This window comes from Variovorax soli, from assembly GCF_031454625.1.
Classification (GTDB): Bacteria; Pseudomonadota; Gammaproteobacteria; order Burkholderiales; family Burkholderiaceae_C; genus Variovorax; species Variovorax soli_A.
The window spans coordinates 33,839-58,953 of record NZ_JAVDRF010000002.1; the positions used below are offsets into that span (position 1 = coordinate 33,839).

General features: G+C 66.6%; 26 protein-coding genes and 1 tRNA gene. 15 read left to right on the forward strand and 12 right to left on the reverse strand.

Going from position 1 to position 25,115, the window contains the following annotated elements; all coding sequences use genetic code 11:
* Nucleotides 1-4: 4 nt before the first annotated feature.
* From infC to J2739_RS04010, 8 genes are all read left to right on the forward strand, one after another.
* Nucleotides 5-619 carry a translation initiation factor IF-3 gene (gene infC / locus J2739_RS03975; RefSeq protein WP_309899916.1) on the forward strand — a complete coding sequence of 205 codons (615 nt, stop codon included), beginning with the start codon at nucleotides 5-7 and terminating at the stop codon, nucleotides 617-619.
* Between the two features lie 151 nt (nucleotides 620-770).
* Nucleotides 771-974 (forward strand): 50S ribosomal protein L35, encoded by a 204-nt coding sequence (gene rpmI, locus J2739_RS03980; protein ID WP_028253491.1) that lies wholly within the window; start codon nucleotides 771-773, stop codon nucleotides 972-974.
* A 24-nt stretch (nucleotides 975-998) separates the two neighbouring features.
* Nucleotides 999-1,358 (forward strand): 50S ribosomal protein L20, encoded by a 360-nt coding sequence (gene rplT / locus J2739_RS03985; protein ID WP_028253492.1) that lies wholly within the window; start codon nucleotides 999-1,001, stop codon nucleotides 1,356-1,358.
* Between the two features lie 130 nt (nucleotides 1,359-1,488).
* A complete protein-coding gene (gene pheS / locus J2739_RS03990; RefSeq protein ID WP_309898795.1) occupies nucleotides 1,489-2,565 on the forward strand; it encodes a phenylalanine--tRNA ligase subunit alpha in 1,077 nt (358 codons plus the stop codon).
* 25 nt (nucleotides 2,566-2,590) lie between these two features.
* The gene (pheT, locus tag J2739_RS03995) at nucleotides 2,591-5,029 is read left to right on the forward strand and encodes a phenylalanine--tRNA ligase subunit beta (RefSeq protein ID WP_309898797.1); all 2,439 of its coding nucleotides are present in this window, start codon (nucleotides 2,591-2,593) and stop codon (nucleotides 5,027-5,029) included.
* Nucleotides 5,026-5,397 (forward strand): integration host factor subunit alpha, encoded by a 372-nt coding sequence (locus tag J2739_RS04000; RefSeq protein WP_309898799.1) that lies wholly within the window; start codon nucleotides 5,026-5,028, stop codon nucleotides 5,395-5,397. Before pheT ends, J2739_RS04000 begins: the two co-directional genes overlap by 4 nt.
* Nucleotides 5,398-5,461: 64 nt before the next feature.
* Nucleotides 5,462-5,926: a MerR family transcriptional regulator gene (locus tag J2739_RS04005; protein ID WP_309898801.1), complete on the forward strand. Its 465-nt coding sequence runs from the start codon at nucleotides 5,462-5,464 to the stop codon at nucleotides 5,924-5,926.
* 26 nt (nucleotides 5,927-5,952) lie between these two features.
* Nucleotides 5,953-6,029: transfer RNA gene (locus tag J2739_RS04010), tRNA-Pro, on the forward strand.
* A 179-nt stretch (nucleotides 6,030-6,208) separates the two neighbouring features.
* On the opposite strand, the gene J2739_RS04015 is transcribed toward J2739_RS04010, so the two are convergent.
* Both J2739_RS04015 and J2739_RS04020 read right to left on the reverse strand, forming a co-directional pair.
* Nucleotides 6,209-7,159: a PDR/VanB family oxidoreductase gene (locus J2739_RS04015; protein WP_309898803.1), complete on the reverse strand. Its 951-nt coding sequence runs from the start codon at nucleotides 7,157-7,159 to the stop codon at nucleotides 6,209-6,211.
* Nucleotides 7,156-8,472 (reverse strand): Rieske 2Fe-2S domain-containing protein, encoded by a 1,317-nt coding sequence (locus tag J2739_RS04020; RefSeq protein ID WP_309898805.1) that lies wholly within the window; start codon nucleotides 8,470-8,472, stop codon nucleotides 7,156-7,158. Before J2739_RS04020 ends, J2739_RS04015 begins: the two co-directional genes overlap by 4 nt.
* Nucleotides 8,473-8,642: 170 nt before the next feature.
* On the opposite strand from J2739_RS04020, the gene J2739_RS04025 reads away from it, so the two are divergent.
* From J2739_RS04025 to J2739_RS04035, 3 genes are read left to right on the forward strand one after another with little or no spacing between them, the layout of a single operon-like run.
* A complete protein-coding gene (locus J2739_RS04025; protein ID WP_309898807.1) occupies nucleotides 8,643-9,638 on the forward strand; it encodes a Bug family tripartite tricarboxylate transporter substrate binding protein in 996 nt (331 codons plus the stop codon).
* Between the two features lie 9 nt (nucleotides 9,639-9,647).
* Nucleotides 9,648-10,703 (forward strand): SDR family oxidoreductase, encoded by a 1,056-nt coding sequence (locus tag J2739_RS04030; protein ID WP_309898809.1) that lies wholly within the window; start codon nucleotides 9,648-9,650, stop codon nucleotides 10,701-10,703.
* Nucleotides 10,700-11,536 carry a sugar phosphate isomerase/epimerase family protein gene (locus J2739_RS04035; protein WP_309898811.1) on the forward strand — a complete coding sequence of 279 codons (837 nt, stop codon included), beginning with the start codon at nucleotides 10,700-10,702 and terminating at the stop codon, nucleotides 11,534-11,536. Before J2739_RS04030 ends, J2739_RS04035 begins: the two co-directional genes overlap by 4 nt.
* Before the next feature lie 5 nt (nucleotides 11,537-11,541).
* On the opposite strand, the gene J2739_RS04040 is transcribed toward J2739_RS04035, so the two are convergent.
* From J2739_RS04040 to J2739_RS04050, 3 genes are read right to left on the reverse strand one after another with little or no spacing between them, the layout of a single operon-like run.
* Complete coding sequence (locus J2739_RS04040; RefSeq protein ID WP_309898813.1) at nucleotides 11,542-12,339, reverse strand: enoyl-CoA hydratase/isomerase family protein; 798 nt, start codon at nucleotides 12,337-12,339, stop codon at nucleotides 11,542-11,544.
* A gap of 11 nt (nucleotides 12,340-12,350) precedes the next feature.
* Entirely contained in the window at nucleotides 12,351-12,749 is a 399-nt protein-coding gene (locus tag J2739_RS04045) for a Zn-ribbon domain-containing OB-fold protein (RefSeq protein WP_309898816.1), read from the reverse strand.
* Between the two features lie 3 nt (nucleotides 12,750-12,752).
* Nucleotides 12,753-13,922, reverse strand: a complete 1,170-nt coding sequence (locus J2739_RS04050; RefSeq protein ID WP_309898819.1) for a thiolase domain-containing protein — start codon at nucleotides 13,920-13,922, stop codon at nucleotides 12,753-12,755.
* 77 nt (nucleotides 13,923-13,999) lie between these two features.
* Between J2739_RS04050 and J2739_RS04055 the strand changes: the two genes are divergently transcribed.
* Genes J2739_RS04055 through J2739_RS04065 form a run of 3 tightly spaced genes read left to right on the forward strand, consistent with a single transcriptional unit; the run spans nucleotide 14,000 to nucleotide 16,449 of the window.
* A complete protein-coding gene (locus J2739_RS04055) occupies nucleotides 14,000-14,773 on the forward strand; it encodes an SDR family NAD(P)-dependent oxidoreductase (protein WP_309898822.1) in 774 nt (257 codons plus the stop codon).
* Nucleotide 14,774: 1 nt separating this feature from the next.
* Complete coding sequence (locus tag J2739_RS04060; RefSeq protein WP_309898824.1) at nucleotides 14,775-15,572, forward strand: enoyl-CoA hydratase/isomerase family protein; 798 nt, start codon at nucleotides 14,775-14,777, stop codon at nucleotides 15,570-15,572.
* A gap of 4 nt (nucleotides 15,573-15,576) precedes the next feature.
* Complete coding sequence (locus J2739_RS04065; protein WP_309898826.1) at nucleotides 15,577-16,449, forward strand: MaoC/PaaZ C-terminal domain-containing protein; 873 nt, start codon at nucleotides 15,577-15,579, stop codon at nucleotides 16,447-16,449.
* A 116-nt stretch (nucleotides 16,450-16,565) separates the two neighbouring features.
* Here the strand turns inward: J2739_RS04065 and J2739_RS04070 are convergent, their stop codons facing one another.
* From J2739_RS04070 to J2739_RS04095, 6 genes are read right to left on the reverse strand one after another with little or no spacing between them, the layout of a single operon-like run.
* Entirely contained in the window at nucleotides 16,566-17,540 is a 975-nt protein-coding gene (locus J2739_RS04070) for an NAD(P)H-dependent flavin oxidoreductase (protein WP_309898829.1), read from the reverse strand.
* Between the two features lie 7 nt (nucleotides 17,541-17,547).
* Nucleotides 17,548-18,531, reverse strand: coding sequence for a Bug family tripartite tricarboxylate transporter substrate binding protein (locus J2739_RS04075; RefSeq protein WP_309898831.1), 984 nt, complete (start codon nucleotides 18,529-18,531; stop codon nucleotides 17,548-17,550).
* 28 nt (nucleotides 18,532-18,559) lie between these two features.
* On the reverse strand, nucleotides 18,560-19,438 hold the full coding sequence (locus tag J2739_RS04080) for a crotonase/enoyl-CoA hydratase family protein (protein WP_309898832.1): 879 nt from the start codon (nucleotides 19,436-19,438) through the stop codon (nucleotides 18,560-18,562).
* 10 nt (nucleotides 19,439-19,448) lie between these two features.
* Complete coding sequence (locus tag J2739_RS04085; protein WP_309898834.1) at nucleotides 19,449-20,981, reverse strand: acyl-CoA synthetase; 1,533 nt, start codon at nucleotides 20,979-20,981, stop codon at nucleotides 19,449-19,451.
* An 11-nt stretch (nucleotides 20,982-20,992) separates the two neighbouring features.
* Nucleotides 20,993-22,129, reverse strand: a complete 1,137-nt coding sequence (locus J2739_RS04090) for an acyl-CoA dehydrogenase family protein (RefSeq protein ID WP_309898836.1) — start codon at nucleotides 22,127-22,129, stop codon at nucleotides 20,993-20,995.
* Nucleotides 22,130-22,138: 9 nt separating this feature from the next.
* Nucleotides 22,139-23,299, reverse strand: coding sequence for an acyl-CoA dehydrogenase family protein (locus J2739_RS04095; protein WP_309898838.1), 1,161 nt, complete (start codon nucleotides 23,297-23,299; stop codon nucleotides 22,139-22,141).
* Between the two features lie 66 nt (nucleotides 23,300-23,365).
* Here J2739_RS04095 and J2739_RS04100 point away from each other — a divergent pair, with 66 nt between their 5' ends.
* Nucleotides 23,366-24,115 carry a FadR/GntR family transcriptional regulator gene (locus J2739_RS04100; protein WP_309898840.1) on the forward strand — a complete coding sequence of 250 codons (750 nt, stop codon included), beginning with the start codon at nucleotides 23,366-23,368 and terminating at the stop codon, nucleotides 24,113-24,115.
* A 3-nt stretch (nucleotides 24,116-24,118) separates the two neighbouring features.
* Here the strand turns inward: J2739_RS04100 and J2739_RS04105 are convergent, their stop codons facing one another.
* Complete coding sequence (locus J2739_RS04105; protein ID WP_309898842.1) at nucleotides 24,119-25,102, reverse strand: NADPH:quinone oxidoreductase family protein; 984 nt, start codon at nucleotides 25,100-25,102, stop codon at nucleotides 24,119-24,121.
* Nucleotides 25,103-25,115 lie beyond the last annotated feature (13 nt).

Below are 25,115 nucleotides of genomic sequence, written 5' to 3' on the forward strand. Positions count from 1 at the left end.
AAGGATCCTGACCATCGCTACTGCATTTCGCGACCGCCGCCACCGCGAGGAACGCCAACACCGCCTTAACCGGGAAATCATGGCCCCGGAAGTCCGCCTGATCGGGCCCGAGAACGAGCAATTGGGTGTCGTGAGTCTTGCCGAGGCCTTGCGGCTGGCCGGTGAGCAAGACGTGGATCTGGTGGAAGTGGTCGCGGCGGCCAATCCGCCGGTCTGTCGCTTGATCGAGTACGGCAAGTTCAAGTACCACGAGCAGAAGAAGGCCGCCGAGGCGAAGTCGAAGCAAAAGGTCATCGAGGTCAAGGAAATCAAGTTCCGGCCCGGGACCGACGAAGGCGACTACAACATCAAGATGCGCAACATCCGGCGTTTTCTTGATGAGGGTGACAAGTGCAAGATCACGCTGCGCTTCCGCGGCCGCGAAATCACGCACCAGGAACTCGGGCTGGCGCTGTTGCAGCGCATCCGCGACGAGCTCGGCGACAGCATCGTGGTCGAGCAGTTTCCGAAGCTCGAAGGCCGGCAGATGATCATGATGATCGCGCCGGGCCGCAAGAAGGGCGGCGGCGGTGCGGCCAAGCCGGCCACGGAGCCGACGACGGCACCCGCAGCGGCCTGACCGCGGCTGCGGTAGCAGGGTTTTGAAAAGATTTCGCCGCGGCTTGCGCTCTCGGGCGCAGGCAGTGGTGGGATGAAGAAGTGTCTCGGGGCCGACAAGTCCGTGGGAATCTCCCCGGCGCCTCACGAGCACAAACGATAGGAGCATTCACATGCCCAAAATGAAGACCAAGAGCAGCGCGAAAAAGCGTTTCCGCGTTCGTCCCGGTGGCACCGTCAAGCGCGGTCAAGCCTTCAAGCGTCACATCCTGACCAAGAAGACCACCAAGAACAAGCGCCACCTGCGGGGTGCAACGGCAGTGCATGAGACCAACATGGTCTCGATGGCCGCCATGTTGCCCGGCAGCGGCATCTAATCACGACGAACAAGGAGTACACACATGCCTCGCGTCAAACGTGGTGTCACGGCCCGCGCCCGCCACAAGAAGGTTCTCGCACTCGCCAAGGGTTTCCGCGGTCGCCGCGGCAATGTCTTCCGCATCGCCAAGCAGGCGGTGATGAAGGCAGGCCAATACGCCTACCGTGACCGCCGCACCAAGAAGCGCGTGTTCCGCCAACTGTGGATCGCCCGTATCAATGCCGCTTCGCGCGAACTGGGCCTGACTTACAGCCAGTTCGCCAACGGCATCCGCAAGGCCGGTATCGAGATCGACCGCAAGGTCTTGGCCGATATCGCTGTGCACGACAAGGCCGCTTTTGCCGGCATCGTGGAGCAGGTCAAGGCCAAGCTGGCTGCTTGATCCCGCAAGCAGGTTGCCGCTCCTCGGGCGGCGGCCTGCGCCCACGGCACAAGGGCTGGCGCTTGAAAGGGCTCCAGCCCTTTTTTCTTCGCATCTCCGGCCTCTTTCTTTCTCACGCTCAAGATTTCCCATGAACGAGTTGGACTCCCTGGTCGACACCGCACGCGCCGCCTTCGCCGAATCCAAGGCACCGGCCGAGCTTGAAAACGCCAAGGCGCAGTTTCTCGGCAAGGCTGGCCGCATCACCGAACTGATGAAGGGCATGGCCGCGCTGTCCGTCGACGAGAAGAAGTCGCGCGGCGCGGCGATCAACGTGGCCAAGCAGGCCATCGAAGCAGCGCTGAACGAGCGGCGCCAGCAGCTCGCCGATGAGGAGCTCGCCATCCAGCTGCGTGCCGAGGCGCTCGATGTGACCCTGCCCGGTCGTCGGCGCACGGGCGGTGGGCTGCACCCCGTGAGCCGCACCATGGAGCGGATCGAGGCGATCTTCTCGAGCATGGGCTTCGACGTCGCCGATGGCCCCGAGGTCGAGAGCGACTGGCACAGCTTCACCTCGCTCAACAATCCGCCGAACCATCCTGCGCGCTCGATGCAGGACACCTTCTATGTGGACATCAACGGCGAGGACGGCATCCCTTACAACCTGCGTCCGCACACGAGCCCCATGCAGGTGCGCTACGCACAGCAGCACATCAAGAAGTACGCGGCCGAGTTCGCGGCCGCGGCGGCCGACCCCACCGGCACCATCAAGGCACCGGAGATTCGCGTGATCGCGCCGGGTCGCACCTACCGCGTCGACAGCGACGCCACGCATTCGCCGATGTTCCACCAGTGCGAAGGCCTGTGGCTGGGCGAGAACGTGAGCTTCAAGGATTTGAAGGTCATCTTCACCGACTTTTGCCGCACCTTCTTCGAAACCGACGACCTCGTTCTGCGCTTCCGTCCCAGCTTCTTCCCCTTCACGGAGCCGAGCGCCGAGATCGACATTCAGTTCCAGACCGGCCCGCTGGCTGGCCGCTGGCTCGAGGTCTCGGGTTCCGGCCAGGTGCACCCGCAGGTGGTGCGAAACATGGGCCTGGACCCCGAGCGCTACATCGGCTTCGCTTTCGGCATGGGGCCGGACCGGCTCACCATGCTGCGCTATGGCGTGAACGACCTGCGCCTGTTCTTCGACGGCGACCTGCGTTTCCTGAGCCAATTCCAGTAACAGACAGACAGAACGAGAACGCGAGATGCAATTCCCCGAGTCCTGGTTGCGCGAGTTCTGCAACCCGCCCATCGACAGCGAGGCCTTGGCCGAGACGCTCACCATGGGCGGTCTCGAGGTCGAGGAGCGCCGGCTCGCCGCGCCGCCCTTCACCCGGGTCGTGGTGGGCGAGATCAAGGAGGCTGCGCAGCATCCCAATGCCGACCGTCTCCGCGTGTGCCAGGTCGATGCGGGCCTTGGCGGGCTGCTGAACATCGTGTGCGGCGCCCCCAATGCACGCGCCGGCATCAAGGTGCCGCTGGCGCTGGTCGGCGCCGAGCTCCCGCCGGGTGAGGACGGCCAGCCCTTCCAGATCAAGCTCGGCAAGCTGCGCGGCGTCGAGAGCGAGGGCATGCTGTGCTCGGCGCGTGAGCTCAAGCTCAGCGACGACCACGGCGGTCTGTTCGAGCTGCCGGCAGACGCGCCGGTCGGCGCCGACGTGCGCGAGCTGCTCAAGCTCGATGACATCCTGCTCACGCTCAAGCTCACGCCGAACCTCGCGCACGGCCTTTCCGTCTACGGCATCGCGCGCGAGCTCGCCGCATTGACCGGGACGCCACTCAAGACGCCGTCGATCCCGCCGGTGGCTGCCGCGCTTGCGGACAAGCTCCCGGTCAAGGTCGAAGCCCCGGACCTGTGCGGCCGCTTCTCCGGCCGCATCATCCGCGGCGTCGACACCAAGGGCCGCACGCCCGACTGGATGGTCGACCGCCTGGCCCGCTGTGGCCAGCGCAGCGTGTCGCCATTGGTCGATATCTCGAACTACGTGATGTTCGAGTATGGACAGCCCAGCCATATCTTCGATCTCGACAAGATCCAGGACGGCCTCGTCGTGCGCTGGGGCAGGGCGGGCGAGCAGCTCAAGCTGCTCAACGGCAACACCGTGACGTTGGACGAGAAGGTTGGCGTGATCGCCGACGAGCGCAGCCAGGTCGAGTCGCTGGCCGGCATCATGGGCGGCGATGCGACCGCCGTTTCCGATGAAACGCGCAACATCTATGTCGAGGCCGCCTTCTGGTGGCCCGAGTCCATCCAGGGCCGCGCGCGCCGCTTCAACTTCTCGACCGACGCTGGCCACCGCTTCGAACGCGGCGTGGACCCGAGCCGCACGGTTCAGATCATCGATCGCATCACCCAACTGATCATCGAGATCTGCGGCGGGCAAGCCGGCCCGATCGACGACCAGACCCTGCGCCAGCCCGAAGCGAAGTCCGTCACGTTGCGAATTGCACGGGCCGCGCGCGTCATCGGCATGCCGCTGACCCAGGCTCAGTGCCGCGACGCCCTGCGCAGGCTTGGCTTTCCGATCGAGGAGGGCGAGGGCGTGCTGGTGGTCACGCCCCCGCCGCACCGCTTCGACCTGCAGATCGAGGAAGACCTGATCGAGGAGGTTGCGCGCCTCGTCGGCTACAACAACCTGCCCACCGTGGCGCCGCTGGCGCCGATCACCGCCCGCGTGCCGCCCGAGGGGCAGCGCAGCAATTTCGCCGTGCGGCATCGGCTCGCTGCGCTGGGCTACCAGGAAACCATCAACTTCAGCTTCGTCGAGGCGCACTGGGAGCACGAGCTCGCGGGCAATGCCGACCCGATCAAGCTCCTGAATCCGATTGCCAGCCAGATGAGCGTGATGCGCTCGTCGCTGATCGGCTCGCTGCTGCATGTCCTGAAGTTCAACCTCGACCGCCGCGCGCCGCGCGTGCGCGTGTTCGAGCTGGGTCGCGTCTTTCTGCGCGACGCCACGGTGGCCACCACCGGCAGCACCGTCAAGGGCGTGCACCAGCCGATGCGCGTGGCGGGCCTGGCCTGGGGCGACGCCGAGGCCGAGCGCTGGGACGGCAAGCCGCAGCGCGCCGACTTCTTCGACATCAAGGGCGACGTCGAAGCCCTGCTGTCACCGCGCGTGGTGAGCTTCGAGGCCACCGAGCACCCGGCGCTGCACCCGGGCCGCGCCGCGCGCGTGCTGCTCGACGGTCGACCGGTGGGCGTGATCGGCGAGCTCCATCCGCGCTGGCGCCAGAAGTGGGAGTTCGCGCAGGCGCCAGTGCTGTTCGAACTCGAACTCGATGCCGTCACTGCGCGTGCGGTGCCCGTGGCCCAGCCGGTGCCCAAGCATCAGGCGGTAGAGCGCGACATCGCCGTGGTGGTGGCGGAAGGCGTCACGCACGACGCGCTCATGCGAACCATCCGCGCGGCCGCCGATCCGGCGCTCTTGCGAGATGCCGTGCTGTTCGACATCTATCGCCCGACGGTGGACCGCGACGCGCCCGTGGGCCCCGGCGGCCTGGCGCGCGGCGAGAAGAGCATGGCGGTGCGCCTGCGCTTCAACAGCGACGCCGCCACATTGACCGATGAGCAGGTCGAGGCCGCAGTGGCCGCCATCCTCGAACAACTGAGCGCGCGGCTCGGCGCGCATCTGCGGGTATGAAGCTCATGGATTTCACGCTCGAAGCCCTCGAAACGCCGGCACTGACCAAGGCGCACCTGGCCGATCTCCTGTTCGAGCAGATCGGCCTCAACAAGCGCGAATCCAAGGACATGGTCGAGGCTTTCTTCGACCTGATTGCCCGCAGCCTGATCGAGGGCACCGACGTGAAGCTCTCCGGCTTCGGCAACTTCCAGATCCGCGTGAAGGCGCCGCGTCCCGGCCGCAATCCGCGCACGGGCGAGGCCATTCCGATCGGCGAGCGCCGCGTCGCGACCTTCCATGCAAGCGCCAAGCTGAAGGAGCAAATCCAGGGCAGCGCCGGCGACGAAGCGCCGCCGGGAGTCGAGTGGAGCCTCGGCACCGAATAGTTCTTGGCCCAGGTGCCCAGCGTGGAGTAATCTCTAAGGTTCCTCTCGCACGACCTTGATTTCAATGGAAAAAACGCTCCTGCCGCCCATTCCCGTCAAACGCTACTTCACCATTGGTGAAGTGGGTGAGCTGTGCGGTGTGAAGCCGCATGTGCTGCGCTACTGGGAGCAGGAGTTCACCCAGCTGCGCCCGATGAAGCGGCGCGGGAACCGCCGCTATTACCAGCACCACGAGGTCCTGATGATCCGCCGCATCCGCGACCTGCTCTACGACCAGGGCTTCACCATCAGCGGGGCGCGCAACAAGCTGCAGGAGATGGTGCAGTCGGAGCGCGACCGCCGCAAGGCCGGCGAGGTGCCGCTCGAAGGCATGGAAGCGGTGGAGATCGACCAGGAGGAGTTCGACGCCGCGCTCCAGGAAGACCTCGAGGCCCCCGCCAGCGCCTCCCCGAGTTTCGATCTGTCGCAGCTGCTGCGCCTGAAGCGCGAGCTGTATGAAATCCGCGAGCTGCTGACTCTGAGCCACTGAAAACCGCAGGCTATAATCGCAAGCTTCGGTGTGTGGCGCAGCCTGGTAGCGCACTTGCATGGGGTGCAAGGGGTCGAAGGTTCGAATCCTTTCACACCGACCAATAAAACGTCCAAGGGCGTCCGGTTTCATCCACCGGACGCCCTTTTTCATTGGGGGAACTGGGCGAATCGGGTCCGGAGGCACACACCGAAATCTGGCGACTGCCAGTTCGAAGGCGGAGCCATAGCGCACGGCGCTTCAACTGGCGCCCATGCTTTTCCAACGCCCTAACGAACTGCGTCAGATATCGAGCACCAGCCGCTGCGTGAGGCTGCCGGAACAGCAGACCATCATGGCGCGATTGGCCGCCTTCTCCTCGTGCGTGAGATAGTCGTCGCGGTGGTCGGGCGTTCCTTCCAGCACGGGCGTGCAGCAGGTGCCGCAAATGCCTTGCGAGCAGGAATATTGGACAGGTATGCCGGCATCGAGCAGCGCATCCAGCAGCGTCCTTCCCGGTTCCACGCTCAGCGTCTGGCCGGTGCGGGCGAGCTGCACCTCATAGCCCCCGGCAGTGGCGGCCTCCTGACTGGCGCTGAAGCGCTCCAGGTGGATGCGCTGCGGCGGCAGCCCACTGCAGGCGCCCGCAAACGCATCCAGCATGCCATTCGGCCCGCAGCAGTACAGATGCGATCCCGCTGGTGCCTCGCGCACGATGGCGGCGATGTCCGGTCGTTCCATGTCTTCGCCGGTGCAATGCATGTTGACGGCGTCTCCGGTGCGATCCAGCGAGGCCAGTTCCTGCACGTAGGCTGCGCGTTGCCGGGAGCGAACCGCGTAATGCACGCGCCAGGCCCGACGCAGCGTGTTCAGGCGCGCGGCCATCGACATGAAGGGCGTGATGCCGATCCCGCCTGCGATGAAGATCGAAAGCGGCGCTTCCTCGTACAGCGGAAAGTTGTTGACCGGCAGGCTGCTCGCGAGCCGATCTCCGGGCCGCGGAGTGCTGTGCATCCAGGCGGAGCCGCCGCGACTGTTGGCCGCGCGATCGACGGTGACCACGTAGCGGTGATGTTCACCCGGATCGTTCACCAGCGAGTAGCTGCGCAGCAGCCCCTCGGGCAGCTGCAGATCGATGTGCGCGCCGGCCGTGAAGAGCGGCAGCGGTGCACCGTCCGCCGAAACGAACTCGAACGAGACGATGCCTTCCGCCTCACGGCGAAGCTGGCGCAGCAGCAACTGGGGTCCGTTCACGGCGTGTAGCCGAAGCCGGCGTCCAGGCGTGCGGTCATGTGCTCGGCGTGATCCTGCCACTGCACGCCCGTGGGCAACGTGAGGGAGGCCGCGCGCACCATGAATGTCGAGGGCTCGCCAACGCCTTGCGGCTCGGTGCCGCTGCTCTGCAGGTTGCGCACCGTGTCCAGCAGCAGGCGCCGCGTCATCGCCACGCCGGTGTCGCTGATGCCGAGGTGTTCCTTGCTGCGGTCGTAGATGGCGGCGACGCCCGACTGGCACGCTGCATCCTGGACCCACAGGCCGGGCAAGCCGGAGAACCACGTCTTGGTTTGCGCGTCGTAGTTGAAGAGATAGCCGTTCTGACGGGTGTACTTGGTCCAATATTTGGAGAACGGCTCGGTGGCGGGTCGCGGCGCGAAGGCGTCCTTGCTGGCATGGCCCGTCTCGCGGCCCGCGTGGCCGTTCTCGAACAGCGCCCGCGACTTGTCGTAGAGCTTCTCCGACGGGTGATACGAGAACATGATGCACAGCGTGTTGGAGTCGTCGATCGGCACCCACGCATGACCGGACAGCTCGGGGTATTGGGATTGCGGCGGCACCAGCGTCCAGAATGGCAGGAGGAACTGGTTCACCCGCCAGTAGCTGGTTTCTTCGTCGAGCTTGCGGCGCGAAGCGATGCTCATGCCGAAGGGCTGGCGCTGGCATTGGAAGGTCGGGCGCAGGTCGCGCTTGGCGATCCAGTCGCTGATTGCGCCCTGCGCATCGATGCGGCCGTGCAGGATCGGTGCGTGGGCCGAGTCGATCTCGCCTTCCACCGCCTGCAGCCAGTTGCATTCCTGAACCCGGAAGCTCACGTGCACGCGTTCGGCGGGCACCAGGTTCCATTCCATTTCAGGCAGCGGCGGCGGGTCGTCCTGCTGCGTGCCCATGTAGGCCCAGGCAATGCCATTCCGTTCGCGGCAGACGTAGGCCTTGAGACGGACCTTGTCCTTCAGGCGGCTCTCGGGCAACTCGGCCGGCAGATCCTGCACATGGCCGTCAGTGCCGAACTTCCAGCCGTGGTAAACGCAGCGCAGGCCGCAGTCCTCATTGCGGCCGAAGACCAGCGGCGCCCCGCGGTGCGGGCAGGCGTGGTCCACGAGCCCGAGCCGGCCTTCGCTGTCGCGGAACGCGATGAGGTCTTCGCCGAGCAGACGCACCCGTTGCGGCATGCCGCCTGCCGGCAGATCGCTGGTGGGAAGAAAGGGAATCCAAAAAAGGCGCATCAGGCTGCCCATGGCGGTGCCTGGGCCGATGCGGACGAGCGTTTCGTTGTCTTCAGGAGAGAGCATGGGAAGGCTCCGGGAATGTGGATCATTGGCCTATTGGTTTAACCATTCTAATATCGGCTGCGGTGAAATGGAAGACCGGGAAGGTCTTTGCGCTTCGGGGTATTACCGGAGAATGACCTATTGGTCTGTCCATTATACTTTTACGGAATCGATACTCCAGGAGTCTTGTCGTGCCCACTCCGCGCCCTAGCCGCCGCACCGCGCTGATCCAGATCGCCGCGGGTGCCGCCTTCCTTGCAGCTTGCCCTGGCCGTCTTCTTGCGCAGGGGACCTGGCCCGAAAGGACCATCACGCTGATCACGCCTTTCGGCGGTGCCGTCGACATCCTGGCGCGCCTGATCGCGGCCGACCTCGGCCGGCGTCTCGGACAGACCATGATCGTGGAGCAGAAGATCGGTGGCTCGGGAACCATCGGCATGGCGGCTGTGGCCCGCGCGCATCCCGACGGCTACACGATCGGCATGGGCACGACGACCTCGCTGACCTCCGCGCCGCATCTCATCAAGAATCCGGGCTACGACATCGAGAAGTCTTTCACCTACCTGGGCCTCATCCAGACCTCTCGCCAGGTGTTGACGGTGTCGCCCAAGCTGGGCACGGACACGCTGCAGGACTTCATTGCGCTGGCCAAGTCCAAGCCCGGCACGCTCAACTTCGGATCGAGCGGCGTGGGCAACAGCATCCACCTCGCGGTGGAGCAGTTCAACGCAGCCGTGGGCATCAAGGCAGTGCATGTGCCTTTCAAGACGGGCAACGAGACCGACGCGGCCATGATGGCCGGCGACGTGCAGTACACGATCGCATCGCTTGCCACGTCACTGCCGCTGATCCAGGCCGGTCGCATCAAGGCGCTGGCAGTAACGGGTGAGGGCCGCGATCCGGCCTTGCCCGACGTGCCCAACCTCCAGGAGTCCGGATTGCCTGTGCGGATCCCCGACCAGCTCTTCGGCATGGTGGGGCCGGCCAACATGCCCGCGCCGGTGACGTCGAAGCTTTTGAAGGCAGTGGCGGACATGCAGGCCGATCCGGCTTTCCAGGAGGCCGTGCGCCGGACCGGAGGCGTGCCTTCGCAGGTGCATGGCGAAGCATTCCGCAAGCTGACGCTGAGTGACAGCCGGACGTGGGGCGATCTCATCAAGCGCCTGGGCATCACGCTCAGCAGCTGAGGCTTTCGCATGCAACAGAAGAAGACTGCGCTGATCGCGGGCGCGAGCGGCATCGTGGGGCGCGGCATCGCCGAGCGCCTTGCTGGCGAAGGCTGGCGAGTGCTTTGCGCAAGCCGTTCTGGTGGCGGCGCTTTGCCTGGCACCGAGGGCTTGGCGGTGGACCTGATGGATGCCGAGGCCTGCGCGCGCGCGGTCGCGCCGCACACTGGCATCACGCATGTGTTCCATGCAGCCTTCCAGCCGGCACTGAGCCGCGCGGATGAGGTCGCACCCAACCTGGCGATGCTGCGCAATGTGATCGAGGCGGCGCAGCAGGCCTCGCCGGCATTGCGCAAGGTGGTGCTGGTCACAGGCGCCAAGTTCTACGGCATCCAGTGGAGCGCGAGTCCGACGCCCTGCCGCGAGAGCGATCCGCGACAACTGCCGCCGAACTTCTACTACGACCAGGAGGACTGGTTGCGCGAAGCGAGTCGCGGTGCGCACTGGCGTTGGGCCAACTTGATCCCACCGTTCGTCTCCGGCTACGCGGTGGGCAACCCCATGAATCTGGTGCTGGGCATCGGCCTCTACGCAGCAGTATGCAAGGAACTGGGCATGCCGCTGCGCTTTCCCGGCAGCGTGGATGCCTTCGAGGCGCTGCATCAGATTGCGGATGCCCGCCAGATTGGCGCGGCAGCCGCATGGGCCGCGGACGCGCCGGCCGCAGAGGACGAGGCTTTCAACGTCACCAATGGCGACCCCGCACGCTGGCGTCAGACCTGGCCGGTCATCGCCGGAGCGCTCGGCATGTCCTGCGCCGAACCGAAGACCCTCCCGCTCGCCGACATGATGCCGGCCCAGCAGCCGGTGTGGGACCGTATCGCGCGCCGCCATGCATTGCGGTCGATCGACATCGCCAGGATCGTCGATTGGCGATGGATGGACTACATGCTGCGGCAATCGCACGACATCGTGCTGGCGACGGCGAAGATCCGACGTGCCGGGTTCCACGACTGCATCGACACCGATGCGACGCTGGTGCAGCGTCTGCGCGAACTGCAGACCAGTGAGGTACTTCCGTCGTGAGCGGCAACCCTCGCCGCCGCGAAGTCCGCGGGCTCACGCTCGGTTTTCTTTCGCTCGGTGCCAGTGCGGCGCCGTTGGACGTGCTCTCTGCGGCGGCCCAAGCGGGCTTCGGCGCAGCAGGCCTGCGCATCAGTGCTCGCAATCCTGGCGATTCATGGTCGCGGCCAAACGCCGAGGGCGATGGGCTGGAACAGATACGCGCTCGGGCAGAGGCGCTGTCGATCCGCATCTCCAGCATCTCCGGCTACTACGTCTCGGACAAGACGAGCCTGTCGCACCTGCTGGCCAACGTCGAAGCCGCACGCCGCCTCGGCGCGCCACTGATCTCGCAGGGATGTTTCGAGCCCAAGCTGGGGCGCGTGGCGGGGCTGCTGCGGGATTACGCGCGCGCCGCTGCCGACGTCGGGGTCCGCATTGCGCTCGAGTTCATGCCGATGAGCACGCTCAAGACGATCGATGACACGCGACGCGTGATTGCCGAAAGCGACGCGAGGAACGTGGGTTTGCTGATCGACTCCCTCCATCTGGCGCGTTCAGGCGCGGGTGCGTCGGACGTGCGGGCTCTCGACCCTCGATCCATCTACCTCACGCAACTATGCGACGCTCCGGCCGTGCGTGCGCCAACGACGACGCTGTTCGACGAGGCGATGTCGGGCCGCCTGTACCTGGGCGATGGCGGACTCGACCTGAAGGGACTGGTGGCAGCCTTGCCGCCGGACGCCGAAATCGAACTGGAAACCCCCGTGGTCGGCGACGCCGCATTGCCGGGAGGCGAGCGCGCGAAACGTGCAGCAGAGAAGGCCGCGGCCTTCTTCGCATCGCACTTCGGCTGAGGACGTCACTCCCGCGCGGACTTGAGGCCGCCAAAGGCGGGATGCCGCTTCCCGAGAATGGCCTCGACCTGCGCCGCCGGTTCCGGCGCCGCGAAAGCGGCGGCCTGACTCGCCGCTTCCAGCGAAAAGGCGCTTTGCCGGTCGCTGTCGAGCGAGGCATTCAACATCGCCTTGGACAGCGCAACCGCGGTCGGTGCCGCCTGGGCCATGCGTTCGGCCATCTCGCGTGCACGCGCTTCGAGCACTTCGCTTGCATGCACTTCCATCACGATGCCGAGCTCCCGGGCTTCTTCGACGCCGACATCGCGGGTGGAGAACACAAGCTCCTTCGCACGCTGCAGCCCCACGACACGCGGCAGGAGATAGAGAGCGCCGAGATCCGGCACCAGTCCGAGCCTCAAATGCGCCATGGCGAACTTCGCGCGAGGGCTGGCGATGATCATGTCCGCGCAGAGCGCCAGCGCGAAGCCGGCACCGATGGCCGGACCGTCGATCGCGGCGATCACGGGGCAGCCCACGTTCAGCAGATCGTCGGTGAGCCGAAGCCCGGCGTTGATGCGCCGTTGCCAGTAGGCGGGTCCCGCATGCGCATGCTCCTGCAGGGCACGGAGGTTGCCGCCGGCGCAGAAGGCACCGGCACCGCCGGTCAGGACGAGTGCGCGCACGGCAGGGTCGTTGCGCACCTGCTCCAGCACGGACATGAGATCGGTTCGCAAGGGCACATCGAGCGGGTTGTGGATCTCCGGACGCGTGAGCCGAATCCAGCCGACCGCGTTCTCCACCGAGAAATCGAGCGTCTCCATCGCTGCTGTGCTCAGGCCGGCTTGAACATCGGGACTGTCGCGCCGCCTTCTGCAGGCTTGAACGTCACCTCGACGCGCTGCCCGATCTTCAGATCGTCGAGATCGCAGTCGACGATGTTGGTCAGCATCGTGATGCCTTCATCGAGCGTGACATAGGCGATCGCGTAGGGGATGGGGCCGGCGCGGCGGGTGACACTCACGCTGTAGATCGTGCCCAGGCCCGAGAGGCTGCACCACTCGGTGTCGCCCATGCAGAAGGGGCAGAGGGCGCGCGGATACCAATGGACCTTGCCGCAACTGGTGCAGCGCCGGGTGCACAGCAGGCCTTCCTTGGCTTGTGTCCAGAAATGCTCGGTCGCAGCGTCGACATGCACGGCGGCCAGCGGGCGGTCGGTATGGGGGGTTGTCATCGCTTATTGCCTTTCCATGATCAGGGTGGCGCTGCCGTGGCGCGAGCCGAGCAGCCCGCCGGCGCCTTGCGCCAGAGCGAGGGTGCAGTCGGGAACCTGGACCTTCGGGTGCGCTTCTCCGCGCAACTGGCGCACTGCTTCGATCACCTTCGTGATGCCGCCGCGGTTGGCCGGATGGTTGTTGCAAAGTCCGCCGCCGTCGGTGTTGAAAGGCAGCTTGCCGACGCCCGAGATCAGGTTCCCGTCGGCCACGAATCGGCCGCCTTCGCCCTTCTTGCAGAAGCCGAGGTCTTCCAGTTGCATCAGCACGGTGATGGTGAAGCTGTCGTAGATCGATGCGTACTGGATGTCGGCCGGGCTGACACCCGCCTCCTCGAACGCGATCGGGCCGGAGATCGCTGCGCCGGACCAGGTCAGGTCGACCTGGCCGCCGAGCTGGCCCTTGATGGTTTCGCCCGCGCCGAGGATGTTGATCACCGGGCGCTTCAGACGTGCCGCGATCTCGGGCCGCACCACCACCAGCGCGCCGCCGCCGTCACTCACCACGCAGCAATCAAGCTTGTGCAGCGGATCGGAAATCATCGGCGAGGCCAGCACTTCCTCCACCGTCACCGGCTCGCGCAGCATCGCGTGCGGGTTGTGCTGCGCGTGGGCGGCGGCCGCCACCTTGATCCACGCCAGTTGCTCGCTGGTGGTGCCGTATTCGTGCATGTGGCGGGCGGCGGCCAGCGCGTACATGTTGACGGTGACGGGGCTGTAGGGCATCTCCCAGGGCACGTCCGGCGTGTTGGCCGTGACGAGTCGGGGCGCAACGCCGCTCGATCCTTCGCTGCGCGGGCGGCCTGCGAGGGTCACCAGCGCGACGTCGCACTTGCCGGCGGCGATGGCCTGCGCTGCGTGCGATACGTGGATCAGGTAGGCCGATCCGCCGGTGTCGGTGGTGTCGACGTGGCGCAGCTTGGTCAAGCCCAGGTAGTCGGCCATGTTGTTGGCACCGAGGCCGGGCGCATCGCCTGCGCAGAAGTAGCCGTCGACGTCCTGCAGCGTGAGTCCGGCATCCGCCAGCGCGCCGCGCGCGCATTCGGCGTGCAACTGCGCGACTGTCTTGTTCGGGGCCTTGCGGGTCGGGTGTTCGTAGGCGCCTGCGATGCAGGCCTTGCGTTTGATGGTCATGTGTTTGCTCCAGCCACTGTTCGCGAGTAGGATATCATTGGTTCAACCATCGAACAAGCTAACAAGGAGCAGCGAAAGTGGATCCCATCGTCAGCCTGCAAGGGCGCACCATCGTCGTCACCGGGGCCGGCCAGGGCATCGGCAAAGGCATTGTGGAACTGGCCATCGAACTGGGCGCCAATGTGGTGGCCGTCGACCTCAACGGCCAGACGCTCGATGCCGCGGTCTCGCCGCTGCCGCAGGCGCGCGTGCTCGCCGTTCAGGGGAGCGTGGCGGACCCGGCCGTTGCCGATCGCGCGGTCGCCGATGCGGTCGCGAAGTTCGGCGCGGTGCATGGCCTGGTGAACAACGCCGGCATCATCCGCCCCGCCATGATCGACAAGATGACCGACCAGCAATGGCAGGAGGTGATCGACGTTCACCTCACCGGCTCCTTCTACTGGATGCGCGCCACGGGTCGCCACATGGTCGAGCGGGCCAAGGGGGGAGACAAGACGGGCGGCTCGATCGTCAACATCTCGTCCGATGCCGGCCGCAAGGGCTCGATCGGGCAGATCAACTATGCGGCGGCCAAGGCCGGCATGCTGGGCATGACGATGACGGCCGCACGCGAGTGGGGCCGTTACAGCATCCGCACCAACTCGATCTGCTTCGGTGTGGTGGAGACGCCGATGACCGAAGTGGTGCGCGGCGAGAAGTTCCGCGACCAGATGCTCGCCCAGATTCCATTGGGACGCTGGGCCACGCCCGGCGAAGTGGTGAAGAGCGTGTGCTACCTGCTGTCGGACGGGTCGAGCTACATCACGGGCCAGCACCTGGGCGTGAACGGCGGCTTCCACATCAGCCTCTGACATGACGGGCGACAGCGTCCTCCTGGAGCGCGCGGACGGGGTGGCCGTCCTCACGCTGAACCGGCCGTCGGCAAAGAACGCGATCGACATCCCGACCACCGACGCGCTCGTTGCTGCGTTGCGCTCGCTGCGCACAGACGATGACATCCACGCCGTCGTGCTGACGGGGGCGGGCGGCGATTTCTGCGCAGGCGGCGACGTCAAGGGCATGGCCGATGGCGGCTCGCGAACGGTCGAGCAGCGCCGCTCCGGTATGGCCCGCTATGCCGAATTGGCGCGCGCCTTGGCGGCACTGGACAAGCCGCTGATTGCCGCCGTCGACGGGGTCGCATTCGGTGCGGGTCTCAGCATGGCGCTTTATGCGGACATCGTGCTGGTGAGCACGCGCGCGCGGCTTGCGATGGTGTTCCATCGCATCGGGCTCGTGCCCGATGTGGGCGCCTGGTACCAGTTGCCCCGGGTGGTGGGAATGCAGCGCGCCAAGGAACTCATCTACTCGGCACGCGAATTCGGTGCCGAGGAGGCGCTGCGCATGAACCTCGCGCTGGAAGCGCTCGCGCCGGAGGCTTTGATGCCGCGTGCGATGGAACTGGCCCGCAGTCTTGCGAATGCATCGCCGACGGCCTTCAGCCTCTCCAAGCGTGCGTTGTCCGCGACGCTGCAGAGCGATCTGGAGACCATGCTGGACATGGAAGCCTCCTCGCAAGCAATTGCCTTGTCCAGCGCGTACTTCCGCGAAGCGATCCGACGCTTCGCTGCCAAGGAGCCGGCGCAGTTCCGCTGGCCGAACAAGGATTGAAAGCATGATCGACTACGAAAAGACCAAGGCCTGGCGTTCCGATCCGGTGCGCCACACCTACACCGAGCGCGACACGATCCTCTACGCCCTCGGCGTGGGCTTCGCGGCCGATCCGCTGGTGCTGGAAGAACTGCGCTTCGTCTATGAGCAGGAACTGCGGGCCGTGCCGACGATGGCCGCGGTTCTGGCCTCGCCCGGCTTCTGGATGCGCGATCGCAAGGAACTCGGCATCGACTACCTGAAGCTGGTGCACGGCGAGCAGGGCGTCACTGTTCATTCGCCATTGCCGGCGTCAGGCACGTTGATCGGCGAAAGTCGCGTCACGCGCATCACCGACAAAGGCGAGGGGAAGGGCGCGACGATGCATGTGGAGAAGACCCTCACCGACGAGGCGAGCGGCCGGCCGATCGCGACCTCGGAGATGGTGCTCTTCCTGCGTGGCGATGGCGGCTTCTCGAAGAACGGCGGTGGGGACGAGCCTGCACCCGCTGCGCCCGCCACACCAGACGCCGCGCCAGAGGTGACGATCGAGATGCCCACCCGTGCGGACGCCGCCTTGCTGTACCGCCTGTCCGGCGACATCAACCCTTTGCACATCGACCCGGCGGTGGCCGCCAAGGCGGGCTTTCCACGTCCGATCCTGCACGGCCTCGCCACTTATGGCAATGCGTGCCGAGGCATTCTCGGCAGGTTCTGCGAGTACGACGCGTCGCGGATGAAGTCCATCCGTGCGCGGCTGACTTCACCGGTCTATCCCGGCGAAACGCTGGTGCTCGATTGCTGGCGCCTGGGCTCGGAAGAAGTTGCGTTCCGTGCCAGCGTGAAGGAGCGCGGCGTGCAGGTGCTTGCCAACGGCCGCGCTGTGCTGGGCACCTGATGGCCGCGCCGTTGCGGCGAGCGTGCCGAACTTCTGCGCGACCTAGATGGACGATCGGCGTGGGGATAGCGGCGGGTACGAAGGCGGCGGCCCACCCTGGCATGTCGACTCGGCATTCACGCCGCGGTCAGGGCCGTGGCGGCAGCGAGCCGCGCACGGCATTGCGTGACCATGCGCTCGATCAGCTCACCGCACGAGGGGATGTCGTCGATCAGTCCCGCCACCATGCCAGCCCAGATCACGCCGTTCGTGATGTCGCCGCTCTCCAGCGCCGCACGACCGCGCTGCCCGTTGACCAAGGGCCGCAGCACCTCGAAGGCCGCGCCGCCCGGGCGATGCTCCAGTTCGAGCACTTCCTCGGACACCGGGTTGAGCAGCACGCGCGAGCTGTTGCGCAGGGTGCGCATGATCAGCCGCGTCTCGTTCTCGCGCGCCTTGACCAACGCCTGCTTCACGTTCTCGTGTACAGGCGCTTCTCGCGTCGCGACGAAACGCGTGCCCATGTTCACGCCCTCCGCGCCGAGCGACAGAGCCGCTGCCATGCCGCGTCCATCGGCGATGCCGCCGGAGGCGATCACCGGAACGCCGAGCGCGGCCACCGCGGCCGGAATCAACACCAGGCCGGGCACGTCCTCCTCCCCCGGATGGCCTGCGCATTCGAAGCCGTCGATGCTCACGATGTGCACGCCCCGCTTCTCGGCTGCCAGCGCGTGGCGCACCGAGGTGCACTTATGCACGATCACGATGCCAGCGGCACGCAGACGATCGAACACCGCTGCGGGCACATTGCCGGCCGTCTCCACGATGCGGATGCCGCTCTGCACGATGACATCGAAGATGCGTTCGTAGGGGGGTGGATTCACCGTCGGCAGCATGGTGACGTTCACGCCGAACGGCTTGTCGGTCAGCGTGCGGCAGCGCTCGATCTCGCGGCCGAGGTCTTCGGGCGTGGGCTGGGTGAGCGCGCCCAGCGTGCCCAGTCCGCCCGCGTTGGAGACGGCTGCAGCCAGCTCTGCGCGGCCGACCCATTGCATGCCGCCCTGGATGATCGGGTAGCGGATGCCCAGCAGCTCGGTGATGCGGTTCTTCATGTATGCCTCAGTCCAGTCGGATGTCGTTCTCGCGCGCGATCTTGGTCCAGCGCTTCAGGTCCTCCTGCAGGAACTGCGCGAACTCGGTGTTGGTGTTGGCCACCGGCTCGTAGCCGAGCTGGTAGATCTTTGCCTGCACGTCCGGCATCGCGGTGATCCGGCGGACCTCCTGCACGTACTTCTCCACGATCGGCGCAGGTGTGCCGGCGGGCAGGAACATCGCACCCCAGCCGGGCAGGTTGATGTCGGGATAACCGTACTCGGCGAAGGTCGGCAGGTCCGGAAAGGTCTTCAGGCGCTTGGGTGAGGCCACCGCGATCAGCTTGACCTTGCCGGAGGTGATCTGGTTGGCGTAGAAGCCGACCGAGCCATAGGCCAGTGCAATCTCGCCGCTCGCCACGTCGGTGAAGGACGCCGCCTCGCCCTTGTACGCGGCGTGCTTGATGCGGATGCCCGCCGCCTTGTTGAGTCCCTCGCCGATCAGGTGCGCACCGGAGCCCACGCCATAACTGCCGAAGGTGTATTTCTCCGGATCCTGCTTCGCGAGGCGGATGACGCCGGGCAAGTCGTTGGCGGGCAGCGCCGCATTGGCCGCGAGCGCGATCGGAAAGCTCGCCACCAGCGACACGGGCGCGAGGTCGCTCATCTTGTACTGCGGGTTGGACTGCAGCACGAGGTTCTGAATGAAGCCGCTGATGGTGAAGAGCGCGGTATAGCCATCGGCCGGCGACTTGGCGACGTACGAGGTCGCAAGAATCGTGTTGGCGCCCGGCTTCGGCTCGACGATGACCTGCTGGCCCCACGCCTCGGTGAGCTTGGCCGCATACAGCCGCGCCAGCGCGTCCATGTTGCCGCCCGGCGCCGTGGGGATCACGATGCGGATCGGCTTGTGGGGAAAGGGCGCGTTCTGCGCCGCCGCGGGCAACACCGCACCGAGTGTCAGGACGGCGGCAAGAACCGTGCGTCTTGCGCGCGTGAAATGCTTCTGCATGCTTGTCTCCTTGTAGAACTTTGGAAATTCACCAGCTCGGCCGGGCAACGCCATCGCCGAAAGGCTCGTCGCGCCTGCGTACCGCTGCCTTGAAGCCGAGTTCGGCGACATCGGCGTCGAACTCCTTCTTGGCGCGAGAGAGATGGGCGCGTGCGTCCATCTCGGCCGCGAGGCGGGGCAGGGTGCCGGCCCCTGCCAGTTCGAGCGCGAGGTTGACGATGCGCTTCTGGGTCGCGAGCAGCTCGGGGTCCACCGTCGCGAGGCGATTCGCGAGCGTTGCCACCTCTTCCTCCAGCCGCGCGGCAGGCGCACTCGCCACCACAAGGCCGATGCGGGCCGCGTCGACGCCGCTCACCATGTCGCCGGTCAACAGCAGGCGCTTGGCCCACTGCGGGCCGACGTTGTAGATCCACATGTGATTGGGCGGCGAGCCCATCGCACGCGTCGCAGGAAAGCCGATGCGTGCGTCGTCGGCCGCGATCACCATGTCGCAGTAGAGCGCGAGGTCCGTCCCGCCGGCCACGCAATGGCCGTGCACCTTGGCAATGACCGGCTTGTGCACCACGAAAGCGGTGCGCAGCAGCTCCTGGAAGCGCTCCAGCTTCCACACGTCGTCATCGAAAGAACCGCTACCGCTGCGATAGTCGAGGGCCGCATCGCCTTCGGAGGCGTAGCGCGCATAGGCCGACTTCATGTCGTAGCCCGCGCAGAAATCGGGACCTGCGCCTTCGAGCACGATCACACTCACCGATCGCAGGTCGTCCGCCTCCAACAGCGCGGCGCGCAACTCGGTGAGCATCTCCCACGACAGCGCGTTGCGCCGGTCCGGGCGGTTGAGGGTGATGCGCGCGACGCGCTCGAGGACCTCGAACACGAGGTGCTCGCTGGATTGCAGCCACTTGCCCATCGATCCGTCCTCAGATCCTGCGCCCCGCGTTCTGCCAGAACGGGTCGCGCAAGCGCCGCTTGAAGATCTTGCCGCTGTCTTCGCGCGGAAGCGAATCGTGGAAGTCGATCCGCTTGGGCACCTTGAACTTCGCGAGGCGTTCGAGCAGATAGGCGCGAATCTCCTCCGGTGTGACCTGCGAGCCCGGCATGCGTTCGACGGCAGCAGCCAGCGATTCGCCGAAGTCGTCGTCCGGAATGCCGAACACGGCGCAGTCTTTCACGCCCGGGCACTGCGTCAGCACCATCTCGATCTCGGCCGGGTAGATGTTGGTTCCGCCAAATATCACCATGTCCGAGCGGCGATCGCAGAGATACAGGCGCCCCTCCTTGATATAGCCCACGTCGCCCAGGCTGATGAGGCCATCGCGCTCCACGTTCTTTCGCTTCTCCTCGTGATTGAGGTAGGTGAAGTCGGCGTAGGCGGGCACGCGGGCGAAGATTTCGCCGATCTCGCCTTCGGGCAGGCGATTCCCCTCCTCGTCGTAGAAGGCCATGCGCGTGCCCGGCGTGGGCATGCCCACGCAACCGGGATGCTCCAGCCAGTCTTGCGGCGTCGCGAGCGTGGCGGTGCCGACCTCGGTGCCGCCGTAGGTTTCGTAGACCACCGGGCCCCACCAGTCCATCAGCTCCTTCTTCACCTCGCGCGGGCACGGTGCGCCGGTGTGCGTGACCCATCGCAACGAGCGCACGTCATACCGGTTGCGCACCTCGGGCGGCAGCTTGAGCATGCGCACGAACATCGTGGGCACCATCACGGCGTTGTCGATGCGGTGCTTCTCGATGAGAGCGAGCGTCTCCTCCGGATCGAACTTGGACTGCAGCACCAGCACGTCGGCCGCCATCAGCGCCTGCCGGCCGTAGGCGTTGGGCGAAGCATGGTAGAGCGGGCCGCTCACCAGTGCGCGCACACCGGGCCCGAGCCCATAGACGCTGGCGAAAAGCTCGACGTAAGCCTTGCTTTCCTCGGGCGTGGCGGGCTGGCGCTTCACGCCTTTGGGATGGCCGGTGGTGCCGGAGGTGTAGATCATGGTCGCGCGGGCGCGGCGGGGCGGTGCCTGCAGCGGCTCGAAGCGCTCGGCCCATTCGCGCCACACCGTATCGCCCTTCGCCGGCTGCGCCAGCTCCGCCGAGACACCGTAACGCTCCTGGATCTCCGCCGGCGTGGGCACCACGAAGACGCGGATGCCCGCGGGCACCAGCGCGCGGATCGGCGCGAGCAGGTCGGCATGCGCGACCAGCACCTTCGGCTTCGCGTCCTCCAGCACGTAGATCACCTCTTCCGTGCGGCCATGCCAGTTGAGCGGCACGCCATAGGCGCCGACCGCGGCGGCGGCCTGCTGCACTTCGAAGAAGGCGAAATCATTGCGCAGCAACAGGGCGACGGTGTCGCCCTCGCTCACGCCGAGTTGCTCGAAGCCGGCGGCGGCCTGCTGCGCCACGCGCAGCACCTCGTCGCGCGTGATGCCGCGGCCGTCGAGGTAGATCATGGGAGTGATGCTCATCGGTGTAGGTCTCAATGGAAGGCTGCCGCGAGGCGCGCAGCGTGGGCGTCGGCATCGCCGAACAACTGGTCGAGCACGTGGATGCGCCGCAGGTAATGCCCCACGGCGTATTCCTCGGTCATGCCGATGCCGCCGTGCAGCTGGATCGCACCGTGTGCCACGTTGCGCGCGTTGCGGGCGACGGAGAGCTTGGCCCGATGAAGTTCGAGGGCGCTGTCTTCCGCGCTGGCGTCGTCCGCCGCGACCGCGGCCGCCATGGCCATGCTGCGCGCCATCTCGAGGCTGACCAGCATCTCGGCGGCGCGATGGCGCAGCGCCTGGTTGTCGCCAATGAGGCGGCCGAACTGCTTGCGCGTGCGCAGGTAGTCCATCGCGAGATCGAATGCGGCCTGCGCGGCGCCGCTCATGTCGGCGCACACGGCGGCGATGCCCGCGGCCACCGTGCCTTCGATGGCACGCTTCACGCGCATCGCGTCGTCGGGGTCGGCCAATGGCTGCGCACCGGCCTGCTTGAGCACCAGCTCGCCAGCCATGGTGTCATCGACGAGACGGAACTCGCGCAGCGCGACGCCCGGGTCCTTCGCTTCGACGAGGAACAGTGCGCAGCCGTTCGCTTCGGCCGGCGCGCCCGCGATGCGCGCGCTGACGACGAAGTACCGAGCAAGGCCTCCGGCCAGCACATTCGTCTTGATGCCGTCGAGCCGCCATCCGCCATCCTTGCGTTCCGCACGCGTCTCCACCCACAGAGGCGCGTGCCGGCCTGCAGGTTCGTCATGCGCCCACGACAGGACGATCTCGCCGCTCGCCATGCCGGGCAGCAGGCGCGTCTGCATCGCCTCGTTCGCTCCGATGCGCACGGCAGTGCCCGCGAGCACGGCGCTGGCCAGGAACGGCTCCATCGACAGCGAGCGGCCGAAGGCCTGCATCACGGGCAGCAGGTCGCGCGCGCCGCCGCCGAAGCCGCCGAGTGCCTCCGGCACCGGCAGCGCTGTGAGGCCCAGCTCGGCCAACCCGGCCCACGTCTGCTCGTCATGCGCCCCACCCGATGCCGTGAGCGCGCGGCGCTTCTCGAATCCATAGCGATCAGCCAGCAGGCGGGAAAGGCTCTCGGCGAGTGCCGCCTGTTCTTCGTTCAGTTCGAAATTCATGGGTGTGCCTTATCCGACGATGGCCTTGGCCAGGATGTCCTTCTGCACTTCGGTCGTGCCGCCATAGATGGACGCCGCGCGGGAATAGAAATAGCGCGGGGTGATCGGGCCGTGTGCAACGTCGTCCGCCGGGCGACGCTCCAGCCCGCCCGGCCCGGCGATGCGCGCCAGCAGGGCATTGATCTCCTGCTGCAGTTCGGTGCCCTTGAGCTTGAGGACCGAGGCGAAGGCCGGCAGGCGCTGCTGTTCGCTGCCAGTGAGCAGAAAGCGCCAGTTGGTGATCTCCAGCGCGCGGGTCTCGGCTTCGAGCACTGCGATGTCGGCGCGCAGCTTCGGATCGTCGAGCAGCGGGCGACCCGCCTGCGTGTGGCGCCCGGCGAGTTCAAGTGCGTAGTCGAGCCGTTCGCGGCACAGGCCGACGTTGGCGATGCCGGTGCGTTCGTTCGACAGCAGAAACTTCGCGCAGTCCCAGCCCTTGTTCTCCTGGCCCACGAGGTTGGACGCGGGGACGCGCACCTCGTCGAAGAAGACTTCGTTGAGGTGATGCTCGCCGTCGATGGAGCGGATCGGCCGGATGGTAATGCCCGGCGTGCGCAGGTCGATCAGCAGGAACGAGATGCCTTCCTGCTTGCGAGCTTCCGGATCGGTGCGTACCAGGGCGAACACCCAGTCGGCCAGATGCGCGGTGGTGGTCCAGATCTTCTGGCCGTTGACGATGTAATGGTCGCCCTCGCGCCGCGCGGCCGTGCGCAGAGACGCGAGGTCGGAGCCGGAGCCGGGCTCCGAGAAGCCCTGGCAGAACCAGATGTCGAGATTGGCCAGTCGCGGCAGGAAGTCGTCGCACTGCGCCGGGGTGCCGAATTTCATCAGCACCGGGCCTAGCATGCCGACGTTGAACACCTGCGGCAGCGGGGCAGGGGCGCGATAGGTTTCATCGAGCAGGATCAGGCGCTCCATCGGCCCGAGGTCGGCGCCGCCAAAGCGCCTGGGCCAGTGGGGCGCGGCCCAGCCACGCTCATGGAGGATGCGCTGCCAGGTCACCGTGTCCTGCTTGCGCGGCGGATGGCCGGCGCGCAGACGTTCGCGGATCTCTGCAGGCAGCTTCTCGCGGATGAAGGTGCGCACCTCGTCACGGAAGGCACGCTGTTCGAGGGTGAGGTCGAGGTCCATGGCCAATCATCTTATGGTTCAACCAATGAATATGCAATACTGCGGAACCCTCAAAAAGGATCTTCCATGACCAACGAATCGCTCTTCCAACCCGTGCGCACGCGCCGTGGCTTCGAGGCCGTGTGCGACCGCGTTCGAGAACAGTTGATGAGCGGCGAGCTGAAGCCCGGCGACCAGCTGCCCGGCGAGCGCGAACTGGCCGAGCGCTTCGGCATCGGTCGCGCAGCGGCTCGCGACGCGCTGCGCAGCCTGGAGGTCTCGGGCGTCGTGGAGGCGCGAAAGGGCATCCAGGGCGGCTTCTTCATCAGGAACGGGGGCAGTGGCGGACTTGCGCAGACGGTGCAGGACATGGTCTCGCTCGCGCAGGCTTCCCTGGAAAACGTGATGGAGGCGCGCACCGAGATCATCTGCGTGGCGATCCGCCTCGCGTGCCCGCGCGCGACCAACGAGGAGTTCGACGCGATCCAGCGCGACATCGATCTGCATGCGGATCTGTTCCGCCTGGGGCGTGCATCGCGCAATCCGCAGTCGGTGATCGAGTTCTACCGGCTCATCGCGCAAGCCACGCACAACCCGCTGGTGCTGATGATGGTGGATGCGCTTTCGGAGGTGTACCGAGCGATGCTCGCGACCGTGGACCCTCGGCCCAACAAGGACATCATGGTCGTGCGGCAGCGCGTGCTCGACCTCATGCGAGAGCGCAATGCGCAGGCGGCCTCCGACGCCATGGCAGAGCACCTGCGACGAGTCACGGAGTACCTGATCAGCGAGCGCGACAAGAAGCACAAGCGCCGCCCGACGCGATCCGGCAAGTGACCATCAGCTGGTGACCAGCACCACCTTGCCGGTGGTGCCGCGCGACGTGATTCTGCGCATGGCCTCGACGGCGCGACCCAACGGGTAGGTGCCCGAGACGAGCGGGCGCACGCGGCCCTGCGCGTAGTAGTCCAGCACCTGCTGCAGATTGGCGCGCGCCTCGGGCCAGCTCCCGTCGCGCCACACGTCGTAGCGCACGCCGAGGATGTCGAAGCCCTTCACCAGCGGGTAGTTCACCTTGATGTCGGGGATGCGGCCGGAAGTAAAACCGATCACGAGGTAGCGTCCGTCGAAGGCCATGCAGCGCACGGCCTCGTCGAAGGCATCGCCGCCCACGGGGTCGTAGGCCACGTCCACGCCGCGTCCGCCGGTCAGCGCCTTGACCTCTTCGCGCCAATCGGGCCGCGTGTAGTCGATGGTGTGTTCGGCGCCATGCTCGAGGCACAGGGCCCGTTTTTCCGGCGTGCTGGCGGCAGCGATCACACGCGCGCCCATGGCTTTGCCGAGCTGCACGGTGGCGAGGCCCACACCACCGGCCGCACCCAGCACCAGCAGCCATTCGCCGGGTGCGAGGCGCCCGCGCTGCTTCAGTGCGTAGAGCGTGGTGCCGTAGACCACCGGCGTCGCAGCCGCCTCCTCGAAGGTCATGGCCGGAGGCAGCGCGAACACGCGTGCCGCATCGAGCACGATCTGCTCGGCGAAGCCGCCGCCGCGCGCGTCGGATACGCCCATCACCCGGTCGCCGACCTCGACGGAGCGCACGTCGGCGCCGACCGCCTCGACCACGCCGGCAGTCTCGCTGCCGGGCACCCACGGCAGCGGCGGCTTGATCTGGTGCAGGCCCTCGACCTTCAGCGAATCGGGAAAGTTCACGCCAGCGGCATGGACGCGCACGCGCACATCGTGCGGCAGCAGGGGCCGGGCGGGAATTTCGGCGTAGTCGAGTTGGTCGACGGGCCCGAAGTTGCGGCAGACGATGGCTTTCATGGTCGGCATTGTG